Raw genomic sequence first — 15,125 nt, 5'->3', positions numbered from 1 at the left:
ACATTTAAACTGTAATTAGGGGTGGTCAAATGGAGTCAATATTGACAGAGGAATTGATATTGGAAGACTTAATTAGAGCTTCACATCATTTTTTCGGATTGGAAGTAATTGAATCCAGTCCAATAAAACGTGGTTGGTTAAACCTGAAATGGAGAGTCACGACTAAATCAGGGCAATTCTTACTTAAACAATACAATAAAGAACGATTTAAGCTGTATAATCCTGAGGATCTAAAGTTTGCATTCTCTCAACAGGTTAGATTAAATAACCAAGGCCTTGAATGTCCTAATCTTTTATCACACGATGAAAGTATACTGCTTGAATCAGATGAAGGAGAACTCTTTATTGTCATGGAATATTGCCAGGGCAAACTAATCTCGCCAGGTAAAGCTAATGCACATCAAGTATACAATCTAGGTCGGGCAACAGGAAAAATGCATCGATTGTTAAACGACGGGACACTTGGTTCTAAAGATACTCCCCAGTTTGTTCCTCCAAGCCGTGAAGAGCGTTTAGCACATTGGAAATCAGTTTTGAAAAAGGCGAAGGAAGCTGGGAAGATCGAATTGCTTGATGATATAGAGACACAACTTAAAGCAACTGAAGAAATAAATATTGAAAACCTCGAAATACTTTCTACTGGGTGGGCACATCGTGACCTTTGGGTCGATAATATTTTATTTGATAATAATCGATTAACTGCAATACTAGATTTTGATCGACTGAAATATGATTATCCTCAACTTGATGTTGCACGGGCAGTTATGTCATGTGCCTTAGATGATTATTTTGACGTTTCCCTGGCTTCAGCGTTTATTGAGGGATACAGTGAGGAACGCACCGTGATGGATGGTTACTTAACAAATTCATTGCAGTTGTTGTGGTATATGGAAAGCCCATGGTGGATTAATTCTAACATGGACCAGCATAGTGTACCTCCGGCTCGTTTTGCAAAGGAAATGATTTGGCTAGCTAACAATCATAAAAATATGTCCACACTTTTAGGGAATATCTAGCTAAAGAAAGTGATCATGAAAAACGAACCCACTTTTTGCCGTTTTTAGCAGATTAGCCGGGTAAATGGTTCAATAAACACAACAGTTAGCATTAATAATCTGTTGTGTTTATTTATTATCAAATACCCTACAAGTCTTTAATTAGTCAATAATGACCGCATATTATTAAGTTTTTGGATTTATTCAACGTGGAAATTAGTTGTCCGTAACCCCTAAAGCACTACACTACATAATAGACTAGAAAATAAAGTCTTAGACTGAAAAATAATGTAATAAACTGATTAAGACTGATTAGCTAACTATACTGATCAAGGTAGTCATCTGGGGGGCTGCTCTGGTTGTCATTCCGGATCGATGCGCCGCCGGCGCGCGGAGCTCGACGGGACCCTCTGCAACCATGATCTTGGAGATCTCCGCCAAGTGAGTGCAAAAAAGCCCAGTGAAACTTGGCGCACGCGGTATATAAGAACATTTCTTATAGAAATGTTTAACTTGCTCACCACCCTATGTACCCAGTGTCATACAATACACCAGAAATTGCATAATGTTTTGACAGACAGAGATGGGGGGTTGCCACTCACTGGCTGGCTGCGTTACTGTATACAAAAAGCCGATTGCATAAGCAATCGGCTGAGAGAAACTTTGCGCGTGTCGTGAAGACTAAAAACTCATAGGTGGTGGATTGTACCATGACACAAGTGATTGTAGTTCTGATTATATTTACTTTTGTTGCCCTGATTGCCCGAATTGTTTTCCGATCAATCAAGGAGAAAAGACTTCCAAAGCCGCCTAACTATACCCCTTACGATGATGTAATGTCTGGAAAAGTACGCTCAGATGAAACCCGTGAAACAAATAAGGAAAACTAGACGGGTTTCCACTTTCATTTATTCAATCGATTTTAGATCGATTGAAGATGACTTTGTTAATGTTTTTACAAATTCTTCCCAAGTTTCGTTTCTCTTAGCCTGATCCTCAATACCTTCTAAAACCTCACTACGGAGCTTACTGATCGTGTTTTGCTTCATGTATCCTTTAACGACATAGTCAGTCCAATACTCCTCTTCAGAGATTCCCAGACCTTGAATCAGACCATCAATTGCCTTTTGGATTTCTTCGGCATTTGAGCTTTTGTCTAATTCCTCTCGTTGCTTTTTAGCAAATTCCCTAGCTTCATCCTCTGAGACAGTCAAATTTCGTTTCTCTGCTTCCTGTAATAAAATGGTATCCTCTACAACCTGCTTAATGGCTTCTTTTCTGGCAGCTTGACTATCTTTGTTCTCGATGTGCTCATAAAACATCTGTAAAGCATGAACCTCTTTAGCGTTAATGACTTCATCATTTGCTAAACCGGGTGACTTTTGAACTTCTTTATCATAGGCCGAGTTGCTTTGCCCAAATTTGTAAAAGGAATTGTCTTCACTGGCGAAGCCTACTATTGCACTAGACAAAATTGCAATGGTCATTAACCCCAAGCCGACTAACTTCTTCATAGTCTAAGCCTCCTTTGTATTAATCCAGTCTTTCCTTGGCCTTTAGAGTCAGTGAATTTGGGTAGCAATTTTTCAGCAAGAACGTGGCTGTATGTTCAACCTTTTTATTATCATATGACAGATTCAAATACTTGGTTGAATCATTTCTAAGAGCTTTATACGTAACTCCGCTAGGAATCATGATATCATCATCATCGCGATCCCAATCGCGATTGGATACTTCTCCACGTTCCTTACCGTCACCATAGTACACGGTCGTGTTGAAGGTCTTAAATTCTCCAAAAGGGAGATCCTCGCCATCTTCCATGTGCATATAGATCTTTCGGTTATCGAATCTCAATTTTGATCCAGTGTCCTCGTAATCTTCTGAATATCGAATATAAGTCTCCGTATGGTATGGGTACTGGCCAGAGTATAAAACAGACTGACGGTTTGTATCTGTGTCCTTTAGTGTGTCTGCCAAAACAACTGTCGCTCCAGACATTCCAATTAATGAGCAGATACTCAATCCCAAGATTGATTTCTTTAGCATTAAAAGAATCCTCCTATCTTTTTCATAGTTTTACAAAATCCAGTCTCCATCACTTCTCGTAAAGGAAGTTGACAAAAGCCTCCATTCTTTTCGAAATTTTAAAACATCAGTAACCATAGCAGTTCTGATTAAACCTAGTTATAACAACATTTCAAATAACTTATTTCCTTTTTTTGAAAAATATCTCAATCAAGAAAAAAGATAAATAATCAAGACCACTAAATCAGCATGCTATCATATCCATAAAAGGGAAATAAAGGGATTTTATCGTTTTGTAGTAGAAACAAAATCATTTGGAAGTGAGTTAAAAAAACATAGAGAACGAGCTGATTTAACGTTAGCGGAGTTATCACGAATGACGGATATGTACGTAACGATATTAGCGGACCACAATAAAAAACGGTGAGGCTAGCGTACCTCACCGGACCAACAAGTATAGATAGGCCGCACACTTTAATAACCAGGGTCTGGAACTCTTTGGGGAGAGTTAGACTTTTCCTTGCTAATTCCATAAGGAACATCAATTGCTAGAAGAGAACCAAGCGTCATTGATAATGCTACAAGCAGGAAAGATGCCTTCTTTTTCATGTAATCACCATACCTCTCATTTTTTTCTAATAATTACATTGTATAGGCTGTCAAGCTCCTGTAACACCTCTAAATTCAACATTTTTCCGTGAACTACATGAGAACGAATAATTAGTGATGAATTTTCGATAATCTCGCTATAAGCACCGATTTCACCGTAATATTGAATACTCTTCTGTAAACACTCTATTCCCGCATCAAACATGCCTTGCTCGATCAAGAATTTCCCTTTTAAGCTGTAGTAAAGTCCTACTTGATCGAACATATATGGTGTTTCGATCTTAGCGGGTAAAATAGCGACCTCTTGATGAAAAATATTTCGTGCCGCGTTAGCATCCTCCATTTTAAGAAAAATGTTCAGTAAGTCGTTTGCAATGGGGATTCGTGCATTTGTTTTTGATCGTTCCAAGCACTTCTCTAATAATGGAATTGCCTTTCTATAGTCTTCGGTTTTGGAATAAATAATGGCCCGTAGATACTCGGCATTTTCTTGTACATATGTATAATTGAATTTTTCATATTCCTTTAGATAGACGCTAGCAAGTATGAAATCTTCTAAAAATAAATAGGAATTGCAAGTTGCCAAAGTTGCTGACGCTTGTAACTCACTCACTTCCTGGTTTTTGGACAATCCCTTTCGACAAAATTCAATACATTCACTGTAAAGTTTCAAACTAAACGCTTGTAATCCCAGCCGGTAGAGAGCAATTACCTGATCATTTTCATGGAGGTAAAGCAAGTAGTGCAATAGCTCTTTTCCTTCGTTGTAGGACTGTTCCCGTCGAGCTAAGTCTTTACGCTTAATCAAATATTTTTGGAAAAGCGCGCGGGCAAGATAAACAGGAGTTCCATGCTCACGAGCGTATTTCAAAATTGCATCGTAAAGCAACACTTGAATTTTTACATCTTTCACTAGACCCGCATATTGGTAAAGGCCGTCTAACGTCTGAAATGTATCCATTCTGGTACACTCTAATATTTTTTCGGATATTTTCTGAATTAATCTATGATGCTTATGAGTGATAGCCTTATCCAGCAAGAAGTTCAGCATTTCAGGGTTTCTTACATAGTTAATACAACCGCCTATTATTTGGTCGAAGGGTATCCCCAGAACCTCAGCTAGTGTAAGGAGATGGCGTGGATTTGGCCTCTGAACGCAGTTATTTTCGATCTTACTGATGGTAGCATGAGAGAGATTAGTCTTCTCCGATAATTCGGTTAAAGTCAAATTTGCACGACCCCTGTATTCCTTTACAAGATCACCAATCAACCGGAACACCTTCCTGTTTTTATCCATTTATGGTGAATTATAACTTAATTTTACATTTTTACACTAAATTTTATAAAAAGGAAAAATTTTTTCGAGAAATATCGATATATAAAAATGCGAAAAATGAGTTTATTTGGAATGAATCACTACAAAGTAGAGTTTTAGAGTGTAGAGAAAGTCCCCACCCTCGTAAAACGCGTTAGGAGCGATTCGAGAAGGTACGCGAAATTTAGGATGGGGGTTTCTCGACAGCCTGAGAGCCTTATAAGGGCCCTTTTTCTCTTTGTTATTTTCCCTGTATCTTACGCCATGATTTCTTCTCTATAAAGGTGCGTAGGCTTGTCTCGCGTAAGTTGAGGTGACAATTTTTTCCTAACATCGTCTTATTGTGTGAGCTTCAACGTCAAGAGAAAATGGAGGATACACGTATGACCTCTCAAAGGCGTTATCCTGTACTGGCAAGGAGCGCACTCCTAACAGCCACACTGCTACTGTCACCAGCCACGGGCACAGTCACGGCAAATCAGACAGGCAACCAACAAGCTGTAGTTCACCTTCAGGAAAATCAGCTTAGCGAAAAGGCAAAACGAACGGAGCAAAAGCTGCAAATGCTCTTCCCAGCGCTCGATGACACATCAAGATATGTTACCTTAGTCACGAAAGACCAGCCTGTGTACGAGATCCGTTATGAAAAAAATAATGAATTCTTTGCCATAGCCAATATCCATGCAGAAACAGGGAAACTGCTTACGTTTTATTGGGATGACAAGGATCTTGAAAATCCTGATGACAAGCTGGCCTATAAGAGCGCCGATACCTTCATGGAGGGGTGGATCGGTGAAATGCGTAGCCTGTACAAGGTAACGCGGGCTCCTGCAGGGGATGTCATCTATAGCCGCTATGTAAATGGCATCGAGGTAGTTGGCGATGAGTTTCGGTTGTCAGTAAACAGTGCGGGAGAGGTAACCAACGTTTCGGCAGGAGAAAACGCGCTGACAAGCATCGATCCAGCTGATTTCCTCCCCCCAGCCCAAGCGATGAAGAAAGATCAGCTCAGTCGCTTTATCCCACCTCAACTGCAACTCATGTACATCCTTGATGAAAATAAAACCGATCTCGTCTACAACACTGTAGGCTCCCATTATTTGGACGCAGTAACCGGAGCTGAGTTGATCCCTAATCAGCAATACATAACCTGGAGGTGGAAACCAATCTCCCTCACACCTGGTGGAAAGGTAGTAAAGGTGAAGAATGAGCAGGAGGCAACCCGGATTTATGAAAGCGAGTTTGGTATCAGGTTGAAGGGAAGTACCTTCAACGGCGTCAGAGACGAGAAGGAAAGAGTCTATGTTTCCCCTGATGAAAATGAGGTTTTGTTTACGAAGGATGGCGTTGTCATCGGTTTTATAAGCAATTCGAACGCCGAACCCCAAAAAGGGAAGCCAACATTGTCGGAAAAGCAGGCTCTTGAGAAAGCTGTTCAGTTCCTGCAACCATATCTCAAACAAGAAGAAAAGGAGTTCTACTACATGGTGAATCCTGATACGCAGAATCCACATGAGTATGTAGTAGAGTTTGTGCCATCTGTTCAGGGACTTCCGCTGATATACGGACGAAGCATTGGTATTGGTGTGAATGGAGTCACGGGGAAAATCACCGACTACTATCAAAAGCTCGACCAAAAGCCCGCCAAGCTCCCGGATAAGAGGAAGGCTGTCTCGATAGATGCAGCAGCCAAGGCCTTGTTAGAGAAACCCACTGAACTGCTATATATCTACCCATTTCTTAATGGAAAGAGATTGGCCAAACCGGTTCTGGCCTATTCCATTGATGGTAACAATATCAATGCCCTGACAGGTAAGGTCGAAGAGTAGGACTCACGGATGTTGTCATGCAGAAACTGGTATGTTAAAATCGTTCTGACAATTAACGATAGGAGTTGAAGAGGATAATGTAATCATTCTTGCCACTTTTTTAAAGAATAAAGCAGCATTTGTCTTATTCTTTATTGGCAAGATCGTTACCTTATTCTTTTCACTCAGAAAATATATCCTGTTTATACCCTGCAACGGGTTGGATGTGCCGTATTTTTTGAGCTGCAAGAAAGGTAACTTTCTTGTAGCTCTTTTTTTATTCTGACAGAGATAAGCCATTTCTAGGAGGATGAAAGCGATGGAGATTGAGGTTGTAGATGATTATGTGAACCGGTTCTTACTGTGTGAAGCGGTTCACAAAAAAACTAATCGGTTGCCGGAGATTTACCAATTTATCGACAGATGCACGTAGTCATCTGTCTGCAAACGTATGCGCTTTTTCTATATAGATGAATAACGTGTTATAGCGCCAATTGACGGTTGCTTTATATGGTTTCTCCGGCAGTAAGGAGAAGACATGAAACTAACCTCTAAATATGAAACGATTCGGCGAATATTGTCTGAATGCAAGCAGCCCGAGTATCGGTATGCTCAGATTATGGACGCCATTTTCAGGCAAAACATCGGCGAATACGAACGGATGACCATACTACCCAAATTTTTGCGCGACGAGTTGAACCGGGTACTTGGACCGAACGTTTGCAATATCGCTCCGGTAAAGGAACTCACGTCGAAACAGGTTAGCAAGGTGCTGTTTGCGATTCCCGGCGACGAACAGGTCGAGGCCGTACGACTTACTTATGAGCGGGGGTGGAAATCGTATTGTATTTCCACACAGTGCGGTTGCGGATTCAGGTGCAAGTTTTGTGCAACCGGTACCATTGGTCTGAAACGAAATTTGACCGCAGATGAGATTACCGACCAATTGCTGTATTTTCGCTTGAACGGCCACTCTTTGGACAGCATCTCATTTATGGGCATGGGGGAGGCGCTAGCAAACCCGCATATTTTTGATGCGATGGCGATATTGACCGATCCTTCTCTCTTCGGTTTAGGACATCGACGAATTACGATTTCCACGATCGGCCTGTTGCCGGGGATTGACAAGCTGACGCGGGAGTTTCCCCAGGTCAATCTAACCTTCTCGCTGCATTCGCCGTTTGACGATCAGCGAAGCGAGCTGATGCCGATCAACGACCGATTCCCAGTCCGCGACGTACTGATGGCATTGGATCGTCACATCCGGGAAACAGGGAGAAAGGTATATATTGCGTATATTCTTCTTCGTGGAGTAAACGACTCGACGGCGCATGCGGAAGCAGTTGCCGAGTTGCTACGGGGAAGGGGATCTTGGGAACATCTCTACCACGTTAACCTGATTCCATTCAATTCGACCGAAGTTACGCCAGACAGCTATCGGCAATCTGATCCTTCTGGGATTAAAGCATTTGTTCGTGTCCTGAAGTCAAAGGGGATAAGCGTCACGGTCCGAACTCAATTCGGTTCGGACATTAACGCGGCATGCGGCCAGCTATACCGGTCTGAATAATCAGGTGATAGGGCTATTTATGCGTCGCTCTAAATGAGAGATAGTGGTATATTGGATCATAATGAAAACGATAACGACAAAGGAGAGTAGAGAACAATGAAAACAATCGGATTAATTGGCGGCATGAGTTGGGAGTCCTCCTTGGTCTACTATCGTTTGATCAATGAAACCGTCAAGGAGCGGCTGGGCGGTTTGCATTCGGCAAAAAGCATTATGTATTCTGTTGATTTTGCCGAGATCGAAGAAATGCAACGAGAAGGACGATGGGAAGAAGCCGGCGAGCGGATGGCGCTTGCGGCGAAAAGTCTGGAAGCGGCAGGAGCCGACCTGATTGTTCTCTGCACAAATACGATGCACAAGTTGGCGTATGCCATCGAAGAAGCGACGAGCCTGCCTTTTCTTCATATCGCGGATGCGACAGCGCAAGCGATCGCGAGCCACGGACATAAACGAGTGGCACTGCTTGCGACGCGGTTTACGATGGAGCAGGATTTCTATACAGGGCGTCTGCGTGATGTTCATGGATTAGAGGTATTGCTGCCGGATGAACAAGAACGAAAACTCGTCCATGAGATTATTTACAATGAGCTGTGTGTCGGGATCATTCGCGAAGAATCCAAACGTACCTACCAGGCAATTATTGAGCGATTGGTCAAGGAAGGCGCTGAGGCAGTCATCCTCGGTTGCACGGAAATCGGCCTAATGATCACAGCGCAGGATTGCACGGTCCCGGTATTTGATACGACTGCGATTCATACAGAGGCGGCTGTAGAGGCTGCTTTGCAGTAGTTGATACGCTAAAAACAAAAGACTGAGTTCATCCCATTTGCTATTGGAATGGATGACTCAGTCTTTTGTTTTGTGCAAACGTACATGTTTATAAAACCAATAAAACACAACTAAACGCACATAAAAACAATCAATTTACGTTGCGTTCATATTCGCTTAATATTTCCCCCGTAAGATTGGTGTCGTAGGAACCAAGAAATGAACATTCCGCAAAGAGGAGAGGTTCTCATGAAGAAGTGGCATTATCCTTTACTTGCATCCGTTCTATCAATTGCGTTTTTAGCAGGATGTGGACAAGCACCAGGGTCACAACCAAACACACAAACTTCCACAAAGGAAAGTACAAACGCCTCCGGAGAGATTACCGTTTATACAGCGTTGGAGGATGACCAGATCAAAACGTATTTGGAATCCTTCAAAGCGAAATATCCAGATGTAAAGGTCAATATCGTCCGCGATTCCACAGGGATCATCACAGCAAAGCTGCTGGCGGAAAAAGACAATCCACAAGCAGACGTCGTATGGGGAACGGCAGCAACAAGCCTGCTTGTACTCGAACAGCAAGGCATGCTCGAAGGCTATTCACCGAAAGGAATCGAGAAGGTATCCCCGGAGTTCAAGGATTCCAAGGAACCTGCAAGCTGGGTAGGAATCGATGCGTGGGAGACTGCAATCGCGGTCAATACCAAGGAGCTGGAAAAACGCAATTTGCCCATCCCGCGCTCATACGAAGACCTGATCAAACCGGAGTACAAAGGGCTGATCGTGATGCCGAATCCAGCGTCTTCTGGAACCGGGCTTCTCACCGTCAACGGAATCATGCAATTAAAAGGGGAGAAAGAAGGCTGGGCGTACCTCGACAAGCTGCATGAAAACATGGCGATCTACACGCATTCCGGCTCGAAGCCAGCGAAAATGGCCGCATCTGGCGAATATCCAATCGGCATTTCCTTTGGCTACCGTTCGATTACTGAGAAGAAAAAAGGCGCGCCCGTGGAAGTCGTCTTTCCAACAGAAGGCTCGGGTTGGGATGTAGAGGCGAATGCCTTGATCAAAAAGAGTCAGATCAAGCCAGAATCCAAGCTGTTCTTGGACTGGGCTATCTCGGATGAAGTCATGAAAGCCTACAACCAGAACTTCGCCATCGTCAGTGTCAAGCAAGAAGGCGCGACGCTCCCGGAAGGCTACGCAGTAGATCCGATCAAGCAATTAATCAAGCTCGACCTGAATCAAGCCGCACAAAATCGTGACAACGTCTTGGCGGAGTGGGAAAAACGATACGCGACCAAGAGTGAACCCAAGTAAGCAGTGAGGAGAACAGCATGACACAATCCTATCTATCCATTCAAGGGGTCAGTAAACGCTTTGGTTTGTTTGCCGCATTGGAGCACATTTCCATCGAAATTGACAAGAATGAATTTGTTTGTCTGCTCGGTCCCAGTGGCTGCGGTAAAACGACATTACTGAGAATGCTGGCTGGATTGGAACAGCCGACAACAGGCAAGATGATCTTGGGAGGCAGGGAGATTACTTCTCTGCCTCCTGCAAAAAGAAACATTGCGATGATGTTCCAATCTTACGCCTTGTTTCCCAATTTGACGGCTGCCGAAAACATTGCCTTTGGCCTGCAAGAAAAGAAGCTAGGGAAAAAAGAGATCGCAGCCAAAGTAGAAGAGGCGCTAGACATGGTTGATTTGTCTCATGCCGCCGCCAAATATCCCAGCCAGCTCTCAGGCGGTCAACAGCAGCGAATTGCCTTGGCGCGAGCGATTGCACTATCGCCGGATATCTTGCTTTTAGATGAACCATTATCAGCATTGGACGCAAAGGTAAGACAAAAGCTGCGCCGGGAGATTCGGCGTTTGCATGAGCAGTACGGCATGACTACCGTGATGGTCACCCATGACCAGGATGAGGCATTAACCATGGCTGACAAGATCGTCGTCATGGATCACGGCGAGGTCGTTCAGGTAGGTACACCCGAGGAGATCTATAACAGACCAGCGACTCCGTTTGTTGCTGATTTTATCGGAGCGATCAACTTTTTTGAGTACAGTCGCTTTGAGAATGCGAAATCTGATCCGAATCGCTTACTTGCGATCAGACCGGAGCATGTGCGGCTTTTGCAGCAAGAATCCGAATGCACCTTGCCTGCGACTATTTCCGAAATAGAATTTCGCGGTGCTTTTTATCGAATCTTTCTGGAGTGGCAAGAGGAAGGTCAGATAAAAAAAGAGCTTCTGACAATCGATTTAATAGCGGCCGAGGCACAAAGGCTTGGAATTGCCCGAGGCAAAAAGGTGTGGCTGGAGTTTCCGCTGGAGAATTTGCTGTCATTTGAGCATGCGCCAACCATAGAGGGACAGGAGTGAGCAGCATGAAGGAAATGACATCGATCTTCGATGGAAAAGCCATACAAAAGTGGCTCATCGGCCTTGTCGTTCTTGGATTGTCAGCGAGTGTTCTGTTGCCACTTGGCCAGCTGTTTTCCAAAGCATTCTATAACAAGAACGGTCAGTTCATCGGCCTGGACAATTTCGTTACGTACTTTTCCACCCCAGCACTGGCAGGGTCGCTGAACAACACTTTATATATTTCTGCTATGACCACGCTTATTGCAGTCACACTCGCTTTTCTATTCGCATATGCCTTGACGCGCAGCGGGATTCGCGGAAAACGAGTCTTTCGGGCTATCGCGCTGCTACCGCTGTTTGCACCCACGATGATGCACGGAATCGCCCTGACTTACCTTTTTGGGAATCAAGGGCTGGTGACGACAGGAATCTTCGGGTTGCTCCCGTTCCAATGGGACATCGATCTGTACGGCCCTGTTGGGATAATTTTGGCGGAGATCGTCTATGTTTTTCCGCAAGCGTATTTGATTCTCGCTGTTTCCCTTGCTTTTGCCGACTATCAATTGTACGAAGCGGCGGATACGCTCGGGGCGAACCATTTGCGCAAGTTTTTTGTAGTGACGATTCCCAGTGTGAAATACGGTATCGTCAGCGCCTGCTTTGTCTGTTTTACTCTCTCGTTTACTGACTTCGGAGCACCAAAGGTTGTCGGCGGACAGTTTTCTGTACTGGCGACAGACGTCTACAAGCAGGTCATCGGTCAGCAAAATATGACGATGGGAGCAACGGTTGGGCTGCTATTGATCATTCCAGCTCTCGTGGCGTTTGTCGTGGACCGGATTGTTGAGCGGAAGCAACATGCGGCTGTTACAGCCAAGTCCAAACCGTATCGAATCAAGGAAAATCGTTTGCGCGACTTGTTTTACTCCGTTATTTGTGTGAGCGTCAGCGGATTTTTGCTGCTTCTCATGGCTGCAGTGGTACTGGCTTCTTTCATCAAAGTATGGCCGTATAATCTGACTTTTGGCTTGGATCATTACGACTTTTCCAATGTAGCCGGAGAAGGGATCGAGCCACTGTGGAACAGCATTCTCGTCGCCTTGCTGACGGCAGTGATCGGGACGGCGGTCACGTTTATTACGGCCTACACGATTGAAAAGTCCCAAGTGTGGAAGGGGCTTCGCCAAGCTGGATACTTCCTGTCGATTCTCCCGCTGGCATTGCCGGGGATGGTCATTGGGCTAGCGTACATTTTCTTCTTCAATAATCCATCGAATCCATTTCACGGCATGTACGGAACGATCTGGATTCTAATTTTGGCGAACGTCATTCATTTTTTCGCAGTCGGTTTTATTACAGCAACCAGCGCGTTGAAAAAGCTCGATCCCGAGTTCGAGCAGGCGGCAGAGTCCATGGGGATCTCGCAAACAAAGCTATTGTGGCGCGTCACGATTCCCGTCTGTATGCCAGCAATTGTCGAGATGGCGGTTTACTTTTTCATCAACTCGATGGTGACGATCTCGGCGGTTGTTTTTCTGTACGCAGCGGATTTCAAGTTGGCATCTGTCTCCATCGTCAACATGGATGACGCCGGGGATGTGGCTCCGGCAGCAGCGATGTCGGTATTGATCGTCTTCCTCAACATCCTCGCACGTGCTGGTGCAGAATGGATTGCATCCAAACTTCGCAAGCGGACAACAAGGTCCTACCAAGAGAAAGGTCAGGTGGCATAAAGCATGAAAGCAGTAGTATTTGATTGGGCAGGAACGATGGTAGATTACGGGTGTTTCGCTCCTTTGGCGGTCTTTTTACAGGTGTTCAAAAAACGGGGGATCGAGCTGACAGCAGCAGAAGCACGCGAGCCGATGGGGATGCTCAAGCGCGATCATATCCAGGCGCTGTGCAAAATGGAGCGGGTAGCAGCGCTGTGGCAAGAGCGTTACGGTCGACTTCCGAATGAAGCGGATGTGGACGAATTGTACGCTGACTTCGAACCGATGCTGATGGCTACGCTGCACGAGTATGCTACTCCTATACCGGGGGCAATCGAATTGGTAGGACGACTGCGTGAGCAAGGCATCAAAATCGGCTCAACTACAGGGTACACAAGGGAAATGATGAATGTTGTAGCAGCATCGGCTAAACAACAGGGCTACGAGCCGGACGTACTGATCACCCCGAGTGAAGTGCCTGCTGGACGTCCATATCCATGGATGTGCTATCAAAATGCGATCCTGCTGGACGTATATCCAATGAACGAGATGGTCAAGGTCGGTGATACGACGAGCGATATGAAAGAAGGCAGAAACGCCGGAATGTGGACCGTTGGCGTTCTGAAGGGTGGAAGCGAGCTCGGTCTGTCCTTGGAGGAAGTGACGAGCATGCCACAGGAAGAGCTGGATAAAAAACTTGCTATCGCAACAGAACGACTGATGGCGGCGGGCGCGCACTACGTAATCGAGGAGATTGGATGCTTGGATGAGGTGCTGAAAAAGATCGAGATGCGTCATGTAGGAGGAGAGAGACCATGAATCAGACAAGACCAACCGACAACCCGTACTTGTTGCTCACCCCCGGACCATTGACAACTTCCTCAACCGTCCGCGAGGCGATGCTGCGGGACTGGTGCACATGGGATCGTGATTACAATGAACTGGTACAGGCAATCCGCCAAAAGCTCGTCCGCTTGGCAACCTCGCAGGTAGAGGATTATACGAGCGTCTTGATACAAGGAAGCGGGAGCTTTTGTGTGGAAGCGGTGATAAGCAGTGCGATTCCCGCAGACGGCAAGCTGCTCGTCCTGACGAATGGTGCATACGGGGATCGGATCGTGGAAATGGCACAAATTCATGGAATTGCAACGGAGGTCATTGATTTTGGCGAAGTGACACAAGCAAATGCAGAGGTATTGGAGCAGAGACTAGCGGCGGATGCAACGATCACGCATGTGGCTGTCGTACACTCAGAAACGACTACGGGCATGCTCAATCCCATAAAAGAAATCGGTGAGGTCGCCAAGAAATACGGAAAAGTCTATATCGTAGATGCGATGAGTAGCTTCGGAGGCATTCCAATGGATGCAGCAGAGCTCTCGATAGACTTCCTGATCTCAAGCGCGAACAAATGCATCCAAGGCGTGCCTGGCTTTGGCTTTGTCATTGCGAAAACGTCTGCGCTCATTAAATGCAAAGGGTTTGCCCGTACGTTGTCCCTTGATTTGTACAGCCAGTGGAAGACGATGGAGGAGCAAAACGGAAAGTGGCGCTATACTTCTCCGACCCATGTCGTGCGAGCGTTTTATCAAGCACTGATAGAGCTTGAGGCTGAGGGCGGAGTGGAAAAACGGTACGAGCGTTACCAGCGCAATCAGCAGCTACTCGCAGAAGGCATGGATCGCATCGGTTTTCGCATCCTGTTGCCAAAAGAATCGCAATCGCCCTTCATCACGTCCTTTTATTATCCCGAAAGCGAGGCATTTACCTTCGCACAGCTGTATGAGCGGCTAAAGCAGGCAGGCTTTGTTATTTATCCGGGCAAAATCTCGCAAGCGGACACGTTTCGGATTGGCAATATCGGAGAGGTTTACCCAGGGGATATCGAGAGATTAATAACGGCAATGGAAAACAATCGTTTCTGGCTGGAGTAAATAAAGGGAGGCTA

The 15,125-nt window shown here is 45.1% G+C and carries 14 protein-coding genes; 10 read left to right on the top strand and 4 right to left on the bottom strand.

Translation table 11 applies throughout. The features are described 5' to 3' along the window. The first annotated feature begins 29 nt into the window (after window positions 1-29). A complete protein-coding gene (locus HP567_RS25130) occupies window positions 30-1,016 on the top strand; it encodes a phosphotransferase (protein WP_173611999.1) in 987 nt (328 codons plus the stop codon). 689 nt (window positions 1,017-1,705) lie between these two features. Further along, on the top strand, window positions 1,706-1,885 hold the full coding sequence (locus tag HP567_RS25125; protein ID WP_173611998.1) for a hypothetical protein: 180 nt from the start codon (window positions 1,706-1,708) through the stop codon (window positions 1,883-1,885). An 18-nt stretch (window positions 1,886-1,903) separates the two neighbouring features. On the opposite strand, the gene HP567_RS25120 is transcribed toward HP567_RS25125, so the two are convergent. The 4 genes from HP567_RS25120 to HP567_RS25110 form a co-directional block, all read right to left on the bottom strand. Next, window positions 1,904-2,509 (bottom strand): hypothetical protein, encoded by a 606-nt coding sequence (locus tag HP567_RS25120; RefSeq protein ID WP_173611997.1) that lies wholly within the window; start codon window positions 2,507-2,509, stop codon window positions 1,904-1,906. A 19-nt stretch (window positions 2,510-2,528) separates the two neighbouring features. Then, complete coding sequence (locus tag HP567_RS25115) at window positions 2,529-3,041, bottom strand: hypothetical protein (protein ID WP_173611996.1); 513 nt, start codon at window positions 3,039-3,041, stop codon at window positions 2,529-2,531. Window positions 3,042-3,494: 453 nt separating this feature from the next. Continuing rightward, window positions 3,495-3,629, bottom strand: coding sequence for a hypothetical protein (locus tag HP567_RS29870; RefSeq protein ID WP_255675916.1), 135 nt, complete (start codon window positions 3,627-3,629; stop codon window positions 3,495-3,497). A 16-nt stretch (window positions 3,630-3,645) separates the two neighbouring features. Continuing rightward, window positions 3,646-4,899 carry a helix-turn-helix domain-containing protein gene (locus HP567_RS25110; protein ID WP_173611995.1) on the bottom strand — a complete coding sequence of 418 codons (1,254 nt, stop codon included), beginning with the start codon at window positions 4,897-4,899 and terminating at the stop codon, window positions 3,646-3,648. Window positions 4,900-5,327: 428 nt separating this feature from the next. Here HP567_RS25110 and HP567_RS25105 point away from each other — a divergent pair, with 428 nt between their 5' ends. From HP567_RS25105 to phnW, 8 genes are all read left to right on the top strand, one after another. Next, the gene (locus HP567_RS25105) at window positions 5,328-6,773 is read left to right on the top strand and encodes a YcdB/YcdC domain-containing protein (protein ID WP_173611994.1); all 1,446 of its coding nucleotides are present in this window, start codon (window positions 5,328-5,330) and stop codon (window positions 6,771-6,773) included. Between the two features lie 517 nt (window positions 6,774-7,290). Continuing rightward, complete coding sequence (locus tag HP567_RS25100; RefSeq protein WP_173611993.1) at window positions 7,291-8,322, top strand: Cfr family 23S rRNA (adenine(2503)-C(8))-methyltransferase; 1,032 nt, start codon at window positions 7,291-7,293, stop codon at window positions 8,320-8,322. 96 nt (window positions 8,323-8,418) lie between these two features. Beyond that, window positions 8,419-9,111, top strand: coding sequence for an aspartate/glutamate racemase family protein (locus HP567_RS25095; protein WP_173611992.1), 693 nt, complete (start codon window positions 8,419-8,421; stop codon window positions 9,109-9,111). A 228-nt stretch (window positions 9,112-9,339) separates the two neighbouring features. Beyond that, window positions 9,340-10,416 carry a putative 2-aminoethylphosphonate ABC transporter substrate-binding protein gene (locus HP567_RS25090; RefSeq protein WP_173611991.1) on the top strand — a complete coding sequence of 359 codons (1,077 nt, stop codon included), beginning with the start codon at window positions 9,340-9,342 and terminating at the stop codon, window positions 10,414-10,416. A 17-nt stretch (window positions 10,417-10,433) separates the two neighbouring features. Next, complete coding sequence (locus tag HP567_RS25085; RefSeq protein ID WP_173611990.1) at window positions 10,434-11,483, top strand: putative 2-aminoethylphosphonate ABC transporter ATP-binding protein; 1,050 nt, start codon at window positions 10,434-10,436, stop codon at window positions 11,481-11,483. 5 nt (window positions 11,484-11,488) lie between these two features. Continuing rightward, window positions 11,489-13,198, top strand: coding sequence for a putative 2-aminoethylphosphonate ABC transporter permease subunit (locus HP567_RS25080; RefSeq protein WP_173611989.1), 1,710 nt, complete (start codon window positions 11,489-11,491; stop codon window positions 13,196-13,198). A 3-nt stretch (window positions 13,199-13,201) separates the two neighbouring features. Continuing rightward, window positions 13,202-13,996: a phosphonoacetaldehyde hydrolase gene (gene phnX / locus HP567_RS25075; protein WP_173611988.1), complete on the top strand. Its 795-nt coding sequence runs from the start codon at window positions 13,202-13,204 to the stop codon at window positions 13,994-13,996. Beyond that, a complete protein-coding gene (gene phnW, locus HP567_RS25070; protein ID WP_173611987.1) occupies window positions 13,993-15,111 on the top strand; it encodes a 2-aminoethylphosphonate--pyruvate transaminase in 1,119 nt (372 codons plus the stop codon). The genes phnX and phnW overlap by 4 nt, the downstream gene beginning before the upstream one ends. The last annotated feature ends 14 nt before the right edge of the window (window positions 15,112-15,125 follow it).

It is taken from the genome of Brevibacillus sp. M2.1A (assembly GCF_013284355.2).
Taxonomy (GTDB): Bacteria; Bacillota; Bacilli; order Brevibacillales; family Brevibacillaceae; genus Brevibacillus.
This window is presented reverse-complemented; position numbering and strand designations above follow the sequence as displayed.